Origin of the sequence: Vibrio maerlii (assembly GCF_003415655.1) — a bacterium.
Classification (GTDB): domain Bacteria; phylum Pseudomonadota; class Gammaproteobacteria; order Enterobacterales; family Vibrionaceae; genus Vibrio; species Vibrio maerlii.
In genome coordinates, this window is the sequence record NZ_QRHC01000011.1 from 99,551 (window position 1) to 118,145 (window position 18,595).

The 18,595-nt window shown below is 45.3% G+C and carries 20 protein-coding genes; 11 read left to right on the forward strand and 9 right to left on the reverse strand.

Features of this window, described 5'->3' with window-relative positions:
• The first annotated feature begins 97 nt into the window (after positions 1-97).
• The 3 genes from leuC to DPF91_RS17725 all read left to right on the forward strand — a co-directional run bounded on the left by leuC (position 98) and on the right by DPF91_RS17725 (position 3,050).
• The gene (gene leuC, locus DPF91_RS17715) at positions 98-1,495 is read left to right on the forward strand and encodes a 3-isopropylmalate dehydratase large subunit (RefSeq protein ID WP_117235779.1); all 1,398 of its coding nucleotides are present in this window, start codon (positions 98-100) and stop codon (positions 1,493-1,495) included.
• A gap of 11 nt (positions 1,496-1,506) precedes the next feature.
• Complete coding sequence (gene leuD, locus DPF91_RS17720) at positions 1,507-2,109, forward strand: 3-isopropylmalate dehydratase small subunit (protein WP_117235780.1); 603 nt, start codon at positions 1,507-1,509, stop codon at positions 2,107-2,109.
• 161 nt (positions 2,110-2,270) lie between these two features.
• Complete coding sequence (locus DPF91_RS17725; protein ID WP_117235781.1) at positions 2,271-3,050, forward strand: DUF547 domain-containing protein; 780 nt, start codon at positions 2,271-2,273, stop codon at positions 3,048-3,050.
• A gap of 93 nt (positions 3,051-3,143) precedes the next feature.
• On the opposite strand, the gene djlA is transcribed toward DPF91_RS17725, so the two are convergent.
• The gene (gene djlA, locus DPF91_RS17730; protein ID WP_117235826.1) at positions 3,144-4,004 is read right to left on the reverse strand and encodes a co-chaperone DjlA; all 861 of its coding nucleotides are present in this window, start codon (positions 4,002-4,004) and stop codon (positions 3,144-3,146) included.
• Positions 4,005-4,160: 156 nt separating this feature from the next.
• Between djlA and lptD the strand changes: the two genes are divergently transcribed.
• From lptD to apaH, 6 genes are all read left to right on the forward strand, one after another.
• A complete protein-coding gene (gene lptD, locus DPF91_RS17735) occupies positions 4,161-6,521 on the forward strand; it encodes an LPS assembly protein LptD (RefSeq protein WP_117235782.1) in 2,361 nt (786 codons plus the stop codon).
• 58 nt (positions 6,522-6,579) lie between these two features.
• Complete coding sequence (gene surA, locus DPF91_RS17740; RefSeq protein ID WP_117235783.1) at positions 6,580-7,875, forward strand: peptidylprolyl isomerase SurA; 1,296 nt, start codon at positions 6,580-6,582, stop codon at positions 7,873-7,875.
• A complete protein-coding gene (gene pdxA / locus DPF91_RS17745; RefSeq protein WP_117235784.1) occupies positions 7,865-8,857 on the forward strand; it encodes a 4-hydroxythreonine-4-phosphate dehydrogenase PdxA in 993 nt (330 codons plus the stop codon). The genes surA and pdxA overlap by 11 nt, the downstream gene beginning before the upstream one ends.
• Positions 8,858-8,866: 9 nt before the next feature.
• The gene (gene rsmA / locus DPF91_RS17750) at positions 8,867-9,673 is read left to right on the forward strand and encodes a 16S rRNA (adenine(1518)-N(6)/adenine(1519)-N(6))-dimethyltransferase RsmA (protein ID WP_117235785.1); all 807 of its coding nucleotides are present in this window, start codon (positions 8,867-8,869) and stop codon (positions 9,671-9,673) included.
• 87 nt (positions 9,674-9,760) lie between these two features.
• Entirely contained in the window at positions 9,761-10,138 is a 378-nt protein-coding gene (apaG, locus tag DPF91_RS17755; RefSeq protein WP_117235786.1) for a Co2+/Mg2+ efflux protein ApaG, read from the forward strand.
• Between the two features lie 11 nt (positions 10,139-10,149).
• A complete protein-coding gene (gene apaH, locus DPF91_RS17760; RefSeq protein ID WP_117235787.1) occupies positions 10,150-10,959 on the forward strand; it encodes a bis(5'-nucleosyl)-tetraphosphatase (symmetrical) ApaH in 810 nt (269 codons plus the stop codon).
• A 35-nt stretch (positions 10,960-10,994) separates the two neighbouring features.
• Here the strand turns inward: apaH and folA are convergent, their stop codons facing one another.
• From folA to rplU, 6 genes are all read right to left on the reverse strand, one after another.
• Positions 10,995-11,480: a type 3 dihydrofolate reductase gene (gene folA, locus DPF91_RS17765; RefSeq protein WP_117235788.1), complete on the reverse strand. Its 486-nt coding sequence runs from the start codon at positions 11,478-11,480 to the stop codon at positions 10,995-10,997.
• A gap of 31 nt (positions 11,481-11,511) precedes the next feature.
• Positions 11,512-11,985, reverse strand: coding sequence for a threonine/serine exporter family protein (locus DPF91_RS17770; RefSeq protein ID WP_164684230.1), 474 nt, complete (start codon positions 11,983-11,985; stop codon positions 11,512-11,514).
• Positions 11,985-12,752 (reverse strand): threonine/serine exporter family protein, encoded by a 768-nt coding sequence (locus DPF91_RS17775; RefSeq protein ID WP_117235790.1) that lies wholly within the window; start codon positions 12,750-12,752, stop codon positions 11,985-11,987. Before DPF91_RS17775 ends, DPF91_RS17770 begins: the two co-directional genes overlap by 1 nt.
• A 129-nt stretch (positions 12,753-12,881) precedes the next feature.
• On the reverse strand, positions 12,882-14,048 hold the full coding sequence (gene cgtA, locus DPF91_RS17780; protein ID WP_117235791.1) for an Obg family GTPase CgtA: 1,167 nt from the start codon (positions 14,046-14,048) through the stop codon (positions 12,882-12,884).
• A gap of 224 nt (positions 14,049-14,272) precedes the next feature.
• Positions 14,273-14,530 (reverse strand): 50S ribosomal protein L27, encoded by a 258-nt coding sequence (rpmA, locus tag DPF91_RS17785; RefSeq protein ID WP_004409945.1) that lies wholly within the window; start codon positions 14,528-14,530, stop codon positions 14,273-14,275.
• 19 nt (positions 14,531-14,549) lie between these two features.
• A complete protein-coding gene (gene rplU / locus DPF91_RS17790) occupies positions 14,550-14,861 on the reverse strand; it encodes a 50S ribosomal protein L21 (protein WP_117235792.1) in 312 nt (103 codons plus the stop codon).
• Positions 14,862-15,132: 271 nt separating this feature from the next.
• On the opposite strand from rplU, the gene ispB reads away from it, so the two are divergent.
• A complete protein-coding gene (gene ispB, locus DPF91_RS17795) occupies positions 15,133-16,104 on the forward strand; it encodes an octaprenyl diphosphate synthase (protein WP_117235793.1) in 972 nt (323 codons plus the stop codon).
• A gap of 172 nt (positions 16,105-16,276) precedes the next feature.
• Here ispB and DPF91_RS17800 read toward each other — a convergent pair whose 3' ends face one another.
• A complete protein-coding gene (locus tag DPF91_RS17800; protein ID WP_117235794.1) occupies positions 16,277-16,462 on the reverse strand; it encodes a hypothetical protein in 186 nt (61 codons plus the stop codon).
• 250 nt (positions 16,463-16,712) lie between these two features.
• Positions 16,713-17,648, reverse strand: a complete 936-nt coding sequence (mdh, locus tag DPF91_RS17805; RefSeq protein WP_117235795.1) for a malate dehydrogenase — start codon at positions 17,646-17,648, stop codon at positions 16,713-16,715.
• A gap of 324 nt (positions 17,649-17,972) precedes the next feature.
• Here mdh and argR point away from each other — a divergent pair, with 324 nt between their 5' ends.
• Positions 17,973-18,443 carry a transcriptional regulator ArgR gene (gene argR, locus DPF91_RS17810; protein WP_117235796.1) on the forward strand — a complete coding sequence of 157 codons (471 nt, stop codon included), beginning with the start codon at positions 17,973-17,975 and terminating at the stop codon, positions 18,441-18,443.
• Positions 18,444-18,595: the final 152 nt, after the last annotated feature.

Consider the following 18,595-nt stretch of genomic DNA (forward strand, 5'->3'; position numbering starts at 1 on the left):
AGCGCATTTAGCCCTATGAGCTTAGTTTTCCTAAATGATTTGGGTAAAATGAATGAAGCCAACGCAGTTGTAGTGACAAGGACGACGAGGAAGAGCAATGGGCAAAACATTATACGAGAAGGTTTACGATGCACACGTTGCCGTAGCCGCTGAGGGTGAAAACCCAATTTTATACATCGACCGTCACTTGGTTCACGAAGTAACCTCCCCACAGGCGTTTGATGGTCTACGAGAGAAAGGTCGCAAGGTTCGTCAGGTAAGCAAGACATTTGCAACCATGGACCACAACGTTTCTACGCAAACTAAAGACATCAATGCATCAGGTGAGATGGCACGTATCCAAATGGAAACGCTATCGAAGAACTGTGAAGAGTTTGGTGTGACGCTTTACGACATCAACCACAAATACCAAGGTATTGTGCACGTGATGGGCCCTGAGCTAGGTATTACTCTACCAGGCATGACGATTGTTTGTGGTGACTCACACACTGCAACGCACGGCGCATTTGGCTCATTAGCATTTGGTATCGGTACGTCTGAGGTTGAGCACGTTCTAGCCACTCAAACGCTAAAACAAGCACGTGCTAAAACGATGAAGATCGAAGTGAAAGGCAAAGTCGCACCAGGCATCACGGCAAAAGATATCGTGCTGGCCATCATCGGTGAAACCACAGCGGCGGGCGGTACTGGCTACGTTGTTGAATTCTGTGGTGAAGCGATTACTGACCTTACAATGGAAGGTCGTATGACGGTATGTAACATGGCTATCGAACTAGGTGCTAAAGCTGGTCTTATTGGTCCTGATGAAACCACGTTTGAATACATCAAGGGCCGTAAGTTTGCACCACAAGGTGAAGACCTAGAAGCGGCAATTGAATACTGGTCATCTCTGAAAACCGACGATGATGCCGAGTTTGATGCAGTGGTTACGCTAAACGCAGCAGACATCAAACCTCAGGTGACTTGGGGTACGAATCCTGGCCAGGTAATTTCAGTCGACACACCTATCCCTGCTCCAGAGAGCTTTGCTGACCCTGTAGAGAAAGCATCTGCTGAAAAAGCACTGGGCTACATGGGCTTGCGAGCTGGCACTAAACTATCAGACTACCCCGTAGACAAAGTTTTCGTGGGCTCTTGTACTAACTCACGTATCGAAGATATGCGCGCAGCAGCAGCAGTGGCGAAGGGTAAAAAAGTTGCCTCTCATGTTCAGGCGCTTATCGTTCCTGGTTCAGAGCAAGTGAAAGCGCAAGCGGAAGCAGAAGGTTTAGACGTTATCTTCAAAGAAGCTGGTTTTGAATGGCGTCTACCAGGCTGTTCTATGTGTCTAGCAATGAACAACGATCGCCTTGGTCCACAACAACGCTGTGCATCAACCTCAAACCGTAACTTTGAGGGTCGCCAAGGTCGTGACGGTCGCACCCACCTAGTGAGCCCTGCAATGGCAGCGGCAGCAGCAATTGCTGGTCACTTTGTTGATATTCGTGAAGTATAAGGAGAGTAATCATGTCAGGTTTTAAACAGCACACAGGCTTGGTTGTTCCTCTAGATGCAGCGAACGTCGATACCGATGCCATTATCCCGAAGCAGTTCCTGCAAAAGGTTTCTCGCCTAGGTTTTGGTAAGCACCTTTTCCACGATTGGCGCTTCCTAGATGACGCAGGCGAACAGCCAAACCCAGAGTTCATTATGAATGCCCCACGCTACCAAGGTGCGTCTATCCTACTAGCACGTGAAAACTTTGGTTGTGGTTCATCTCGTGAACACGCACCATGGGCACTCGCGGATTACGGTATCAAGGCGATGATCGCGCCTAGCTTTGCAGATATCTTCTACGGAAACTCAATCAATAACCAAATGGTTCCTGTTCGCCTAACTGAGCAAGAAGTGGATGAGATTTTCCAGTTCGTTGAAGCTAACGAAGGTTCACAAGTTGAGGTAGACCTAGAAGCAAACGTGGTTCGTGCAAACGGCAAAGAATATTCATTTGAGATTGATGAATTCCGTCGTCACTGTCTCCTAAACGGTTTGGATAACATTGGTTTGACGCTGCAACATGAAGACAAGATTTCAGCCTATGAAGATAAAATTCCGAGCTTTTTGAAATAGAAAATAGTTTCAAGGTTACAGGACGGGTTTCGACCTAAAATAGAAAGATTGGCTTCGGCCAATCTTTTTTGTTTTCATTGCTTTTTATTTTCTAAGCAATGAAAGAATCCTATCTTTTGCTTGGTCTATAGATAAAGAGTTTGAATTTAAGGGAATATTTTATGGCGCGCTTACTCACCCTGTTTATCACGCTACTGTCTTTCCAAGCCTTTGCGGCTCCTAAATCGGAACTATGGCCGTTTTGGAATCAATCCAACCAAAGTAGTACTGACACCATTTCTCACCAAGCTTGGCAGAGTTTTCTTGATCGTTACCTAGTGCAAGATGGCGATTACACGCTGGTAAAATACGGCTCAGTTAGTAAGCAAGATAAACAGGCACTCAAAAACTACATCAATGTCTTAGCGCAATTGGATCCTAGAGCTTATAACCAAGCTGAGCAGTATGCTTACTGGGTGAACTTATATAACGCGATTACTGTGGATTTGATTTTGGATGCCTACCCTGTGGAATCCATCACTAAGCTTGGCGGCTTCTTTAGCTTTGGCCCTTGGGGTAAAGATGTTATTGATATTCAAGGGCAAACCTTAACGTTGAACGACATTGAGCACCGCATCCTACGCCCGATCTGGCAAGACCCTCGCTCCCACTACGCAGTAAACTGTGCAAGCTTAGGCTGCCCAAATCTGCAAGAGCAAGCATTCACCGCAGACAATACTGAAGCACTACTAGAGCAAGCGGCAAAAGACTTCGTAAACAGCCACAAAGGTGTACTAGTTAAATCAAACCAAGTCCAACTCTCTTCCATCTACGATTGGTTCATCGCAGATTTCGGAACAGAGCAACAACTGCTAGATCATATAAACCAATACCGCGACCAACCAGTAAGCTCTCTAAGCAAGGTAAGCTACGAATACGACTGGTCCCTAAACAAAAAATAACCACTAAAAACAAAGAAGAGCGGGGAAGCAAAATGCTTCCCCGCTCTTCTGAAAACTGACAACTGAAAGCGAAGCGCCCTGACTCCTGCTCTCTTACTTAAATCCTTTAACCTTTTTAATTAGGTCATAAGCATTCTGAATCTCTTGCGATTTTTCCTTCGCAACATTCATCATCTCTTTAGGTAGACCTTTTGCCATCAGCTTGTCAGGGTGGTGCTCATTCATTAGCTTACGATAAGCACGCTTCAACTCGCGACTATCAGCCGACTCACTCACCCCCAAAACTTGGTAGGCATCGGCTAATTGATTAGCCTGTGAAGCCTGTTGCCATCCTCCAGAAGATTGTTGACCTTGCCCGCCAAAGCCCCCTTGGAAGCCTCCGCTCTGGTGAAAGCGAAATGCGGCTTCTTGAGCATGTAAACGACGGTCCAACTGAGCTTTAGAAAAACCAAGGCCTTGAGCAACACGATACAGAATCTCACGCTCACTTGGGTGTAAGTCACCATCGGCAAAGGCTGAAGATATTTGCAGTTCAATAAAGAATTGAATCAGATCAAATCTCCCACCGGTTGAGTAACGCACTCCTTCTAAAACCTCTTCTAGTGGAAAATCGCTACTCTTACCTTCACGGAATGCATTTTGCGCTGCGGTGCGAGCCTCACCATGAATCCCCATTTTATCCATGATGGTCGTTACAACCTGAATCTCTTGCTGAGTCACCTGCCCTTTCGCTTTTGCTACGTGTCCCATAACAGAGAATGCCGCTTTAAAGAACTCCGCCTGACGTTCCGCTTGGCTTGGCCCACCACCAAAACCTCCTGACTGGAAGCCTCTTTGATTAAGTCGGCGAGCCTTATCAAATTGATGCCCTAAAAACAGGCCAAATATTGCTCCGAATGGGCCTCCAAATAGGAAGCCGAAAAATCCCCCGAGGATCTTGCCAAAAATCTGCATTATTGTGCTCTCAACTGTGAATTTTTGTTGTGTTGCATGGTCATATAGTGCTGACTGTATCATTTTCCTTTATGATAGGAAGGTTTCAATAAAGGTTTGGTCAGTCTTCTTTTTTGCAGCCAAATGAATCTTAGTTATACAGGACAGTTCAACTCAATGTTACGTTTTAACCGCTCTCTGTTAGCGGCATCTATCGGCGCTGCTCTTTTTGTGCCTCAGACATACGCCGATGATACTCAGGATGACAGTGTGCAGGAAATGCCTGCCTTAGATCAATGCTTGATCGACGAACCAGAAAGTGACGATCCCAATAATGATCCCATTTATGTCACTGCAGATAGCTTAGAAGCTATCAATGAAGACAAAGCAACCTATACCGGTGATGTGCTTGTAACCCAGGGTAAAAAAACCATCATCGCGGATAGTGTTGTTCTCCACCAGCAAGAAAACATCGTCGTGGCTGAAGGCAATGTAAACTTCAGCGACGGTGAAATCACCGCAGTTTCAAGCAAAGCGACCAACAATCTCAACACTGACGAAATGGAACTGGAAAACACCCAGTACCAATTCTTGTGTGAACCTGGCCGTGGTGACGCAGTTTATGTCTCTAAAACCGGCAAGGCGATGTATGAGATTGAAGACGGTTCGATCACCTCATGCCCAGAAGGTGATAACTCTTGGCGCCTACGCGCATCAAGCATCGATGTCGACCAAAATGAGGAAGAAGCCACCTTTTATAACCCACGCTTTGAGATTCAAAGCGTTCCTGTTTTCTATCTTCCGTACCTCACGGTGCCTATTGGCGATACGCGAAAAACAGGTTTCCTATACCCAAGTGTTTCTTATGGTTCAAGCGATGGCTTTGAGGCTGAAGTGCCAATCTACTTCAACCTAGCACCGAATTATGACCTCACAACCACGATTCATTACATGCAAGAGCGTGGTACCCAGCTAAACAACGAGTTTCGTTATCTTACTGATTTTGGTAGTGGTAACCTGAATGTTGAATATCTACACGACGATGCAAAATTTGAAGACAAAGGCTCGCGTTGGGGCTATCAATACGAGCATTCAGGTATCTATAAACAAGCCTGGAAATTCGACATTGACTACTCAAAAGTCAGTGACACAGAGTACTTTTCAGACCTTGACTCAAACGTTGGTAACCGCGAAGACAACCAACTAATACAAGAAGGTTCTGTCAGCTATCGTACTAATTCTTGGGACGCAACATTATCGGTTCGTGACTTCCAAGTTTTAAGTACCTCTAATTTGCCTTATCGCATCATGCCCCAGCTCGCGATGAACTATTACGCGCCACGCGTGATGAGTAATCTTGACTTTGACGTGGTTAGTCATGTAACACAATTTGAAACCGATGCAGAAGGTAAACCATCAGCAACACGTGTTCATGTCGAGCCAGGTCTTACTGTTCCTCTTTCCACAACTTGGGGACAATGGACCACAGAAGCTCGAGTGTTAGGTACCTATTATCAACAAGACCTAGATGGGGTAGATATAACAAGTGATAAGGATAGTGACGGAAACACAAACCCATATAATGGTTTGGAAGAAAATGTATCTCGAGTTATCCCTGAGTTCCGAAGTTTGGCCGGCTTAGTTCTAGAACGAGATACCACTGTTTTTGGTGGATACACGCAGACCCTAGAACCAAAAGTGCAATATCTCTATGTTCCCGAAGAAGACCAAACCAATATCGCATTCTATGATACAACGTTACTACAAACAGACTACTACGGCCTATTCCGTAGTCGTAAGTACAGTGGGGTTGATTTCATCGCACCAGCAAACCAACTAAGCTATGGTGCTAGCTCTCGCTTCTTTGATGATAACTATAAAGAACGTTTAAACATTTCATTCGGTCAAATTTTCTATATTGATAGGGATACGAAGAACACCAGTTCTAGTATTGATGATAATGAAAAATCTAGTTACTCATCATGGGCGATTGAAGCTGATTTCAATTTTAATGATTACCTGTTTTACCATGGTGGTGTCCAGTACGATATTGATACTAGCTCAATGCAGTTAGCCAACAGCACGCTAGAATATCGATTTACTGAGGGTTTTATTCAGACCAACTACCGCTATGTCACAACCGAGTATATTGAAGATACAGTAGGTTTCGATACAAGTGATATCACAAATGACGGTATCTCTCAGTTAGGCTTACTTGGCTCATACCAATTTTCACCTAAATGGCGTGCTAATGCTCAGTATTACTACGATTTGACCGAGAGTGTGAACTTAGAATGGCTTGCAGCAGTCAGATATCAAGATGACTGCTGGTATATTGGATTGACGTATACAAACCGCTTAGAAAGTGGTGAAAACGGCCTAATGCAAGTTGACTCCCCTGAGTATGACAAAAACATCAGTATTAACTTTGGTATTGTCGGATTTGGTACCTCTATCGGAAGCGATGGTACAGCAGGCGGTTATGATGACGGAGGAAACTCTCTAGGATATGGTCGCCCATTCTTCTTGAACAACTAAAGCATAAATTTAAGAGGCGGTGAGTGATTCACCGCCTTAGTAAAATGGAAACATATTAATGAACATTTGGAACCGCCTTTTTGTAGGCTGTATGGCCATCAGTGCCTCTACCTTAGTGTCGGCAGAGCCTGTCGCACTCGATAAGGTTGCTGTCATTGTGAATGACGGTGTCGTGCTGCAAAGCGATATCAATACCTCACTAAAAACCCTCAAGGCAAATGCGGCAAAGACAGGGCAATCTCTGCCAAGCCAAGATATCCTGCAAGAGCAGGTACTAGAGAAACTGATCATCGATACCATCTTAGCTCAAGAAGCTGAGCGTATTGGTGTTCGTATTGATGACTCACGAGTAGCACAAGCAATCGGTGATATTGCAAAAGAGAACAACCAATCAGTTGAACAGTTGCAAGCATCGTTAGCAACTCAAGGGTTGACCTATGCAGAATTCCGAGAGCAAATCCGTAAAGAGATTGCGGCAAGTGAAGCGCGTAATGCACTTGTTCGTCGCCGTATCAACATTCTTCCTGCGGAAGTCGATAATCTTGCAACTATCCTAGCGCAAGAAACCAATCAATCGGTGCAATACAAGATTCGTCACATCCAGCTACGCGTTGAAGATGATGCGGAGAAAGCTAAGCTTGAAGAGCAGGCTAACGAGCTTGTAAAGCGACTTCAAGCCGGCGCTAATTTCAGTGAGATGGCACTTACTTACTCTAAAGGTCCAAAAGCACTAAGCGGTGGTGATTGGGGTTGGATGCGTAAAGAAGAGATGCCAACCATCTTTGCTGATCAGATCAACTTCCAAAATAAAGGCTCTATTATTGGCCCATTCCGTAGTGGTGTTGGCTTCCACATTTTGAAAATCGATGATGTAAAAGGCCTAGAAACGGTCGCAGTAACGGAAGTAAACGCTCGCCACATTCTTATCAAGCCATCGGTAATCTTGAGTGATGACGGTGCTAAGCGCCAACTCGAAGGCTACATTAACCAGATCCAATCTGGTGACGCGACGTTTGCTGAGCTTGCTGAACAATTCAGTGCTGACCCGGGGTCTGCAGCTCAAGAAGGTGAACTCGGTTACCAAACGCCAGATCTCTACGTTCCTGAGTTCAAACACCAAGTTGAAACAATGCCAGTAGGCCAAATCAGCGAACCATTTAAAACCGTTCACGGCTGGCACATTGTTGAGGTACTGGATCGCCGCGAGGTTGATAAGACCGACTCAGCACTGAAGAACAAAGCCTACCGCATTCTCTTCAACCGTAAGTTCAATGAAGAGGCGTCAGCTTGGATGCAAGAGATGCGCGCTAGTGCCTTCGTTGAAGTTATCGGAGAGCAAGACGATGCCAATTAAACGTATTGCGGTAACGGCAGGTGAGCCAGCAGGCATAGGGCCGGACCTTAGTCTTGCTCTAGCGAGTGAAGATTGGCCGCATCAACTTGTCGTGATTGCCGATAAAAATATGTTGGCTGAACGTGCGGAGTTGCTTGGTTTAGACATCACTCTTGTCGATTATGATGCAAACCAAGCTCCCCAAGCACAACAAGCTGGCTCATTGGTTGTCGACCATATTCCACTGGCAGAACCTGCGGTGGCAGGCGAGCTTAATGAGGTAAACGGTCACTACGTATTAAAAACATTAGAAAGAGCCGCTTTGGGCTGTATGAATGATGAATTTGATGCTATTGTCACCGGCCCCGTTCACAAGGGGGTGATTAATCGCGCAGGTGTTGCCTTCAGTGGCCATACAGAGTTCTTCGCAGAAAAGTCGAACACGCCACTAGTGGTAATGATGCTAGCCACTGAGGGACTAAGAGTCGCCTTGGTTACCACGCACCTCCCATTAGCGTATGTGTCTAAAGCGGTAACGGCTGAACGTCTTGAAAAGATCATTGAGATACTAAATAAAGATTTAGTCGAGAAGTTCGCGATTAAGAATCCGAATATCTATGTGTGTGGTTTAAATCCGCATGCGGGTGAAGACGGTGTATTGGGTAAGGAAGAGATTGAAACTATTACCCCGACACTGAACAAAATTCGTGAGAAAGATGGTATAAACCTAATCGGTCCATTACCGGCAGATACCATCTTCAATGAAAAATATTTACAACAAGCAGACACGGTACTCGGCATGTACCACGACCAAGTGCTGCCTGTACTTAAGTACAAAGGCTTTGGTCGCTCCGTGAACATCACTTTAGGTTTACCATTCATTCGAACCTCAGTGGACCACGGCACTGCACTAGAACTGGCAGGGACTGGCCAAGCGGACACGGGGAGCTTTAGAACAGCACTCGCCCATGCCGTTGAATTGGTAAATAAGAAACCTAGCTAAGAGAATACTATGAGAAATGATGTCCACTTAGGACACAAAGCCCGTAAGCGCTTTGGTCAAAACTTCCTAAACGATCCTTACATCATTGATGGGATCGTATCATCCATCAACCCAAAACCAGGTCAGAACCTAGTTGAGATCGGTCCTGGTTTGGGTGCGATTACTGAACCTGTTGGTAAAGAAGTCGACAAGTTCACCGTAATCGAACTGGATAGAGACCTAGCTGAGCGTCTACGCAACCACCCAGACCTTGCAGACAAGCTTACTATCCATGAAGGTGATGCAATGCGTTTTGACTTCACACAACTGGTGAAGCCAAACAACAAACTACGCATCTTTGGTAATCTGCCATACAACATCTCAACGCCGCTGATGTTCCACTTGTTTGAATTTCACAAAGACATTCAAGACATGCATTTCATGCTGCAAAAAGAAGTGGTTAATCGTCTAGCTGCTGGCCCTGGCAGTAAAGCATATGGTCGCCTGACGGTAATGGCACAATACTACTGTAAAGTGGTGCCGGTACTAGAAGTGCCACCAACAGCGTTTGTTCCGCCACCGAAAGTAGATTCTGCAGTAGTGCGCCTATCGCCTTACGAAACGATCCCTCATCCAACAACGAGCCTTAAATGGCTTGACCGAGTATGTCGCGACGGCTTTAACCAACGCCGTAAAACCGTTCGTAACTGTTACAAGTCACTGATGGATGCAGAGACATTGGAGTCACTCGGTATCAATCCTTCGATGCGTCCTGAGAACCTAACTCTTGAGCAATTCGTTGGTATGGCTAACTGGTTAGATGCTAATCATAAGTAAGCCTCGCTTAAACTAGATTCCTTAAATAAGCCAAACTCTTTTGAGTTTGGCTTATTATTATCTAAAGCGAAGCAAAAAGGAGACAACATGGATAGTTCCCCTTGCATAAAAATACAGGTTCAAACCAAGTATATTCCTGAGCAATCAAGCCCAGATGAAGACCGCTATACCTTTGCCTATTTAATTACCATTAAGAACCTCAGCCAACAGCAAGTTCAGCTGATGAGCCGACGCTGGTTGATCACCGATGCGAACGGTAAACAATTGACGGTTGAGGGCGACGGTGTAGTCGGTAAACAGCCGGTAATCAAGAGCTTTGATGAGTATACCTATACCAGTGGCACGATTATCGAAACGCCACTGGGTGTCATGCAGGGTCAATACATTCTGCATGATGAGAATGGTGAGTCCTTTACTACCGAGATTGACCCTTTCCGTCTCGCTATACCCAATATCCTGAACTAGAGACCCTATCAATGGCAAACTACATCGTTGGAGATATCCAAGGCTGTTTCGATGAACTGCAACTGTTACTGCAACAAGCTAACTTCCAACCACAAAAAGATACGCTGTGGATTGCCGGAGACCTTGTCGCTCGAGGACCTAAATCACTAGAAACACTGAGATTTGTAAAATCATTAGGAGCGAGCGCTCGCCCAGTTCTAGGCAATCATGACCTACACCTGTTAGCAGTATCAGAAGGCATCCATCGAGTGAAAGACAAAGATAAAACTGCCGCGATCTTCTCTGCACCGGATAGAGATGAACTACTGACCTGGCTTCGCCAGCAACCATTGCTTGCCGAACATGATGACTTCGTGATGTGTCATGCAGGTATCTCACCACAATGGGGTCTAAATACAGCTAAAGCATGTGCTCAAGAAATAGAAGCCTTGCTTCGTTCCAGCGAGTGGCAATGGTTAATCAAAGAGATGTATGGCAATGGCCCTGATTACTGGGATGAGTCACTAACGGGTATCGAACGCTATCGTTATATCATCAATGCCTACACTCGAATGCGATTTGTATTTGAAGATGGGCGTCTAGACTTTAAATGCAAGCTACCACCAGAAGAAGTAGCCAGCGATGAACTACTGCCCTGGTTTTCGCTACCTAACCGAACATCATTGGAAAAAATCGTACTATTTGGCCACTGGGCAGCTTTAATGGGCACGGAATCCCACAATGTGATCGGATTAGACACTGGATGCGTTTGGGGTGGTCACCTGACGATGCTACGTTGGGAAGATAAGCAATATTTTGAACAAAAGAGTTTGAGCACCTAGTACCTAGAGTATTTCTCGGAACTAGGCACTTGCAACTAGGAACTCTTTTCCAACACCACAAATCTCATATCATATTGATTCTTTTCATTGGCAGTGAAAGCCTCAGAGTAACTCTCTTGATAGGCTTCACCCCATGATGGGAACTGAGTATCACCATCGACCTCTGCTTGAATGAAAGTGAGATACAGCTTATCTGCCAGTGGTAAGCAACTTTCGTAAATCGAACCACCGCCGATGATCATTACTTCTTCCACGTTACCGGCGGCTTTTAGCGCCTCTTCGATAGAGGTCACCGTCACTACGCCTTCGATTTTTAGGCTCGCGTCACGGCTAATAACAATGTTTGTACGACCTGGGAGTGGACGACCGATCGATTCATAAGTCTTGCGTCCCATCACGACTGGCTTACCCATAGTACAACGCTTAAACCAAGCAAAGTCCGCCGGTAAGTGCCAAGGCATCTGGTTGTCTTTACCAATAATGCGGTTATTTGCCATCGCGGCAATCATGCTGATGATCATCTCTATTCCCTAAGGTTGTGTTTACAACGTTCTATACGATTGGTTTGCGGCGATAGAATAGCAGTCCTGGAACCGCTAGGCCAACCGCTAAGCCAGCGATAATGAACATCGCCTTGAGGAAGTTTTCCATTAACGTGGCAATCAATTCAGGTTGATAGCCAAGTTGGTTGATTTCAACCATCGCGATCATCGCTTTAAAGGCGAAAACACCAGGAACCATAGGAATCAAGGCTGCGACAGTGAACACTTTGGGGTGGGCAAAGAAACGATGCGACCAATGCACACCAATCATACCGACCAAAGTCGCTGCAAAGAATGTCGCCCATTCGATAGGGATACCAAACTGCATCATCAAGTAGCGAGAGCCATGTCCTAAAGCCCCTCCAATCGCACAATAAACCAATGCTTTTTGAGGAACGTTAAAAACTAGGGCAAAGCCCACAGCCGGAATAGCTGCAAAGAACATATCATTGATTAGTCCGAGAATTAAAGCGTAGATATCCATTAGCTTCCCCACCCCCAAACACCGGTAACACTCATCGCTGCGACAATACCAAGGCAGGTCGAGAGCGTAAGTAAACTCGCCATCACAAAACGAGCAATCCCCATATTGATGTAGCCTTTGAGCATATCTGCGACCGAGTTGATCAATGGAAAACCAGGAACCAACATGAGAACTGATGACGCCATTGCTAACTCAGGAGCATTGCCGATTTGATGAATGAAGCCCTGTGCCGACACAAGTGTTGTAATAAAAGCAGTGCAACCGAAGTTAAGTAAAGGATTAAAGTGACGATGGCCAATCTCTTGGCGAACCACCATCCCCGTTGCTGATGCGATGAAGGTCACCATGAATACTGACCAATCGCCGCCAGCAAGACGAGCAAATGCAGCGCACGAAAGGCCTATCATCAATACCACTAACCAGCGGTTATAACGCTCAGGACTAATTTGATCGAGCTTGATCTGAGCAAAGCGATAATCAAGGATCCCCCGCTCCATCATAATACAGATCCTTTGGACCTGAGTGACAACTCGCATGTTGATCCCACGATCCGCACAACGCCTTGCCGTAGTCATACAATGATCTTTATCGATAGTGGTTACGACCAAAGAGCTCGCCGAGAGTGATACCTCGACTTCGTTCATGCCTGCCGCAAGACCAATACGACGCATAATATCGCCAACCAATGTACTCTCAGCTCCGTGAGCTAACAGCATCTGCCCTGCCTGCGCAATTAAGCGCGAGACACTCCTTTGTCGAGAAGACATGTTTATTTCCCTATAAAACTAACTAAGTCGTATTTTGCCTAGTTTCTCAACGAACCAATATGATCTAGGTATAAAAAAACCGCAACTCTATAGAGTTGCGGTTTAGAATTCTTCTCTGCTTGAGAGAAATTAGTCACGAACGTAGATAACGTGGCCGTCATCTTCTTCGTCATCCCAATCGTCCCAATCATCATCGGTCACAACTTCGTTGCCACTCATTGCGTCTTTATGGTAATCATCCCACATGAAATCGACTTTCTCTTCTTCAGAAGTCTCTTCTTCTTCACGAGGTAGGTTTTCCATAAACTCATACAGCTTAAAGCAAAGGTCTTTGGTGCCTTTCTTATTTACCGCAGAGATCTTGAAGTACTCATCTTCCCAACCTAATGCATCAAGCACGCGTTGGATGACTTCTTCCGCTTCTTCTTCTGGCATCAAATCAACTTTGTTGAAAATCAACCAGCGCGGTTTCTGCGCAACTTTTTCGCTATATTGCTCAAGTTCATCAATAATCGTGAGTGCATTTTCTACCGGATCGCTTTGATCGATCGGCATAATATCGATCATGTGCAGAAGTACGCGACAACGCTCAAGGTGTTTTAGGAAGCGAATACCTAGACCTGCACCATCTGCAGCACCTTCGATCAAGCCTGGGATGTCGGCAACAACGAAGCTCTTCTCAGGAACCACGTTCACCACACCTAGACTAGGGATAAGTGTCGTAAATGGGTAGTCTGCAACACGAGGTTTTGCCGCAGATACAGAACGGATAAAGGTTGATTTACCTGCATTTGGCAGACCAAGCATACCTACATCAGCAAGTAGAAGAAGCTCTAAACGCAGCTCACGAACCTCACCCTTTGTACCCATGGTCTTTTGACGAGGAGCGCGATTTACAGAAGACTTAAAGCGCGTGTTACCTAGACCATGCCAACCACCTTTTGCCACCATTACCTTCTTGCCGTGTTCAGCAACTTCGGCAACGATCTCGTTGGTGTGGATATCAACTGCACGTGTACCAACAGGTACTTTTAGTACCTTGTCTTGACCACGTTTACCAGTACAGTTACCACCACGACCGTTCTCACCACGATCGGCATTGTAGAAACGCTGGAATCGGTAATCGATCAGGGTATTTAGGTTTTCATCTGCCTGGATATAGACGTCACCGCCGTCACCGCCGTCGCCACCATCTGGGCCACCTTTAGCAACGAACTTTTCACGCCAGAAGCTCACAACACCATTACCGCCGTCGCCCGCTTCTACTTTTACCGTTGCTTCATCAACGAATTTCATCTTTTACTCCACTCTGTCTCGTGGGAACCCTACTGAGCTCGAAGCTTCTCAGCTTGGAGTCAGCACAAATTAAGTCTAGTAGACATTAGAACGTAAATCCCTGTCGTCAGGAACCTATGGTCTAAGGCCTAAGATCCAAGGTCTTTTCATAAATAAAAAACCCTGCCAAATAGGCAGGGCTTTTGAATTCAGCTTGAAAGCTAATTCGTTATCTCAGCGAGAAATTACTCAGCTTCGATGCTAACGAATTTACGGTTTTTAGGACCTTTAACTTCGAACTTCACTTTACCTTCAGTAAGAGCGAATAGAGTGTGGTCTTTACCGATACCAACGTTAGTGCCTGCGTGGAACTTAGTACCACGTTGACGAACGATGATGTTACCTGCTAGTACAGATTCACCACCGAAACGCTTAACACCAAGACGTTTACTTTCTGAATCGCGGCCGTTACGAGTAGAACCGCCAGCTTTTTTGTGTGCCATTGTTAAACTCTCCTAAAACTTAAGCGTTAATGCCAGTGATTTTCACTTCAGTGAACCACTGACGGTGGCCTTGTTGCTTACGAGAGTGCTTACGACGACGGAACTTAACGATTTTAACTTTATCGCCACGACCGTGTTGTACTACTTCCGCAGTAACCTTACCACCTTCAACAAGAGGTGCACCAACAGTGATTTCTTCACCGTTAGCAACTAGAAGAACTTTATCAAATTCAACTGTTGCACCAGTTTCAACGTCTAATTTCTCTAAACGAAGAGTTTGACCTTCGCTTACACGGTGTTGTTTACCACCAGATTGGAAAACAGCGTACATATTTTACTCCGCTTTTTCCGCACAGCCATTGTTCTTTATTTGAACGAAGTGGGTGTGCGCTAAACTAATCATCAATAGGGCGCAGATTCTACAGAAGAGATTCGCCTATGACAAGCCATATTTTTAAAAAATTGGCGAAAAGCTAATCGCCAAAGAAAAGTGCGCCAATCATGCCCTTAAGTGATGTATTAATCAATGTTTTTTAGTGTATTATCCCCACAACAAATAATATCAATAACCCTTACTGGGCCTTACTTCAGCCGGATTTAGAATGGATTTTAAAGCTATCCAAGCGCTTACTGCCGATGACATGGCAAAAGTTAACGAAACAATTCAAGCTCAACTCAATTCCGATGTGAGTTTAATTAACCAACTGGGTTTTTATATCGTCAGCGGTGGTGGCAAGCGTCTACGCCCTCTTTTAGCTCTCTTATCTGCACGCGCTCTTGGTTACCAAGGGCAAGCTCATACAACCGCTGCTGCTTTCATTGAATTCATTCATACAGCCACTCTACTGCACGATGATGTGGTTGATGAGTCAGACATGCGTCGTGGTAAGGCGACAGCAAATGCAGCATTTGGCAATGCGGCTTCAGTATTAGTCGGTGACTTTATTTACACTCGCTCATTCCAAATGATGACTCAGCTAGGATCATTAAAGATCCTTGAGCTAATGAGTGAAGCGGTGAACGTGATCGCAGAGGGTGAGGTTTTACAGTTAATGAACTGTAATGATCCGAATACCACTGAAGAAAGCTATATGCAGGTGATCTACTCAAAGACAGCTCGCCTATTTGAAGCAGCCACACAAATTGGTGCTATCCTCAATGACGCCCCACAAGAGGTAGAAACCGCTCTACAGAACTACGGTAAGTACCTAGGCACAGCTTTCCAGCTTATCGATGATGTGATGGACTACACTGCCGATGGTAAAGAGATGGGTAAGAACGTCGGTGATGACCTTGCAGAAGGTAAACCAACCCTTCCTCTTCTCTATGCAATGAAGCGTGGTACAGAAGAGCAAGCGCAGATGATCCGTGATGCTATTGAACACACTAATGGCATGGAACGCCTTGAGGATATAATGCAAGCCATGAAGGACACGGGCTCACTGGAGTACACGACACAGCGCGCACTAGAAGAGGCGGACAAAGCGATTGCCGAGCTCGATATCTTACCAGAATCTGAATATAAGCAAGCATTGATTACTTTGGCTCACCTTGCTGTAAAGCGCAGTAAGTAAGAGGCTAGAGGCTAGAGGCTAGAGGCTAGAGGCTAGAGGCTAGAGGCTAGAGGCTAGAGGCTAGAGGCTAGAGGCTAGAGGCTAGAATGATGAAGGGTTGACGTTTCTCGTCAACCCTTCTTTTGTTTTTAAGATGTTTTTAAGAGCTTAACTAATCAAATTAGGGCTTGTACTAATAATAGCGGTCACAACCGTTATGCATTTGAAGTTGCTCTTCAAGCTCTTCGATTGGCACTGCATATTGTTCGTGATCGCTGTGCGACTCAACCAGTGCCACTTGCTCTTGTTCATCGATTACGAGAATGCGCCCCAAACCATGCTGGTGCTCAACCCACATTCCTTTCGTTACTTGTCCCATTAGATCCTCCTCCCTATTGGCATTATCCCTATATTTACGAACAGGATTAAGAGAGGATCAAAAAAGCCGATCGAATGATCGGCTTTGTTATCTGAAATAGACTTACATACCCAGGATAATTGGAGTTGCAGCGCGGCATCAAGCCAATTCAGCCCTATGAACATAGATTTACTATGTGATTTGGGCGACCGGCGTTCCGGTGAGTTGGCGCAGTTAACAAAGCTGCAGCTTCAAGAATGAAGGGTATAGATTACTTAGCGAAATCCACACCAATCTGGATATCGCCATTTAGCGTCTCTAGCATACTGTCCAAAGAAGCACGCTCGAAGTCACTTAACTCACCATAGCTTAAGATAGCTTCTGCACCGTCTTTACCCAGCTTAACGGGCTGTGCGAAGAATGGTGCATGTTCACCTTCTCCTTCAACGTAAGCACACTCAATAACATTCTCTTCACCTTGAAGAGCCTTCACTAAAGCTAGACCGAAGCGACATGCTGCTTGACCCATAGAAAGCGTTGCTGAGCCACCACCCGCTTTGGCTTCTACTACTTCTGTACCTGCATTCTGAATTCGCTTAGTTAGTGCTTCTACTTCTTCTGTAGTGAACTCGACACCTTCTACTTGAGATAGTAGTGGCAGGATAGTCACGCCTGAGTGACCGCCGATAACAGGAACACGAATCTCACCTGGATCGCGCTGCTTCAGCTCAGCGACGAATGTCTCAGAACGGATAACATCCAGAGTTGTCACACCAAATAGCTTACGCTTGTCGTAAACACCTGCTTTCTTCAATACTTCTGCAGCAATTGGTACCGTCGTATTCACTGGGTTTGTAATGATACCTACGCATGCCTGAGGACATACAACCGCGATCTTCTCAGCGAGTGACTTAACAATACCGGCATTCACGTTGAATAGATCCGCGCGATCCATACCAGGCTTACGAGCAACACCAGCCGAGATCAGAACCACATCCGCACCTTCAAGTGCCGGGGTTGGATCTTCACCTGCGTAGCCTTTAATAGAAACCGGTGTAGGGATATGGCTAAGATCCGCTGCAACACCAGGGGTTACTGGAGCGATATCATAAAGTGCTAGATCTGAACCAGCAGGAAGACGATTTTTTAACAACAGAGCTAGGGCTTGGCCGATGCCACCAGCGGCACCAATAACAGCTACTTTCATGGGGTTATTCTCCTTGAGAATGTTTCTCTTATATCGTTTTAGTAAGGTACATTTCTATATTCGACGCTATCTGAAGCACATATTCTTTACAATACATTAACCTCAGGTTTGCGACCTTGCGCACCCCCAACATCTGCGACTTGTGCAGACGGCAGCATTTTTATGTAAAGCCTTCCTGTATATAGATTTATAGACATTTAGAATCTGAATCTATCAACTTAAGTTTACAGTGATATTTCTAACAGAATTCAATCTATGATTTGGTCTGTTTGCGCATCTATGCGAAAATACTGATAAAATATGTTACAAGAAAATTTGAGAGCCATGCGAAATAACGAAAAACAAGATAACCTCGTTCGTGCATTTAAATCCCTATTGAAAGAAGAGCGCTTCGGCTCTCAGGGCGAGATCGTAGATGCATTAAAGCTAGAAGGCTTTGAAAACATCAACCAATCCAAAGTGTCACGTATGCTGACTAAGTTCGGTGCTGTTCGCACTCGTAACGCAAAAATGGAAATGGTTTACTGCTTACCAGCAGAGCTAGGTGTACCAACTGTATCAAGCTCTCTACGTGAGCTGGTACTAGATATCGATTACAACAACGCGTTGGTTGTGATCCACACCGGTCCTGGTGCTGCTCAACTTATCGCTCGTCTACTGGACTCGCTTGGCAAATCAGAAGGTATTCTGGGTGTCGTTGCTGGTGATGACACGATCTTTATCACTCCAACACTGACAGTTTCTACAGAAGAACTGTTCAAATCAGTCTGTGAACTGTTCGAATACGCAGGCTAAAGCACATAATTTAACTCCCATCACGGCAAGATATCATTCTGTGATGGGGATCACATAGTTAAAAATACTGCATCCCTCTCAATTCACAACTTAAGTCATTGATTTAAAACAATATAACACCAATCAACTCATAACATTTATTTATTGACCTG

Bases quoted from the DNA above. Each gene is read 5' to 3' on its own strand.
- leuC (WP_117235779.1), top strand. From the start codon at position 98: ATGGGCAAAACATTATACGAGAAGGTTTACGATGCACACGTTGCCGTA.
- leuD (WP_117235780.1), top strand. From the start codon at position 1,507: ATGTCAGGTTTTAAACAGCACACAGGCTTGGTTGTTCCTCTAGATGCA.
- DPF91_RS17725 (WP_117235781.1), top strand. From the start codon at position 2,271: ATGGCGCGCTTACTCACCCTGTTTATCACGCTACTGTCTTTCCAAGCC.
- djlA (WP_117235826.1), bottom strand. From the start codon at position 4,004: ATGCAGATTTTTGGCAAGATCCTCGGGGGATTTTTCGGCTTCCTATTT.
- lptD (WP_117235782.1), top strand. From the start codon at position 4,161: ATGTTACGTTTTAACCGCTCTCTGTTAGCGGCATCTATCGGCGCTGCT.
- surA (WP_117235783.1), top strand. From the start codon at position 6,580: ATGAACATTTGGAACCGCCTTTTTGTAGGCTGTATGGCCATCAGTGCC.
- pdxA (WP_117235784.1), top strand. From the start codon at position 7,865: ATGCCAATTAAACGTATTGCGGTAACGGCAGGTGAGCCAGCAGGCATA.
- rsmA (WP_117235785.1), top strand. From the start codon at position 8,867: ATGAGAAATGATGTCCACTTAGGACACAAAGCCCGTAAGCGCTTTGGT.
- apaG (WP_117235786.1), top strand. From the start codon at position 9,761: ATGGATAGTTCCCCTTGCATAAAAATACAGGTTCAAACCAAGTATATT.
- apaH (WP_117235787.1), top strand. From the start codon at position 10,150: ATGGCAAACTACATCGTTGGAGATATCCAAGGCTGTTTCGATGAACTG.
- folA (WP_117235788.1), bottom strand. From the start codon at position 11,480: ATGATCATCAGCATGATTGCCGCGATGGCAAATAACCGCATTATTGGT.
- DPF91_RS17770 (WP_164684230.1), bottom strand. From the start codon at position 11,985: ATGGATATCTACGCTTTAATTCTCGGACTAATCAATGATATGTTCTTT.
- DPF91_RS17775 (WP_117235790.1), bottom strand. From the start codon at position 12,752: ATGTCTTCTCGACAAAGGAGTGTCTCGCGCTTAATTGCGCAGGCAGGG.
- cgtA (WP_117235791.1), bottom strand. From the start codon at position 14,048: ATGAAATTCGTTGATGAAGCAACGGTAAAAGTAGAAGCGGGCGACGGC.
- rpmA (WP_004409945.1), bottom strand. From the start codon at position 14,530: ATGGCACACAAAAAAGCTGGCGGTTCTACTCGTAACGGCCGCGATTCA.
- rplU (WP_117235792.1), bottom strand. From the start codon at position 14,861: ATGTACGCTGTTTTCCAATCTGGTGGTAAACAACACCGTGTAAGCGAA.
- ispB (WP_117235793.1), top strand. From the start codon at position 15,133: ATGGATTTTAAAGCTATCCAAGCGCTTACTGCCGATGACATGGCAAAA.
- DPF91_RS17800 (WP_117235794.1), bottom strand. From the start codon at position 16,462: ATGGGACAAGTAACGAAAGGAATGTGGGTTGAGCACCAGCATGGTTTG.
- mdh (WP_117235795.1), bottom strand. From the start codon at position 17,648: ATGAAAGTAGCTGTTATTGGTGCCGCTGGTGGCATCGGCCAAGCCCTA.
- argR (WP_117235796.1), top strand. From the start codon at position 17,973: ATGCGAAATAACGAAAAACAAGATAACCTCGTTCGTGCATTTAAATCC.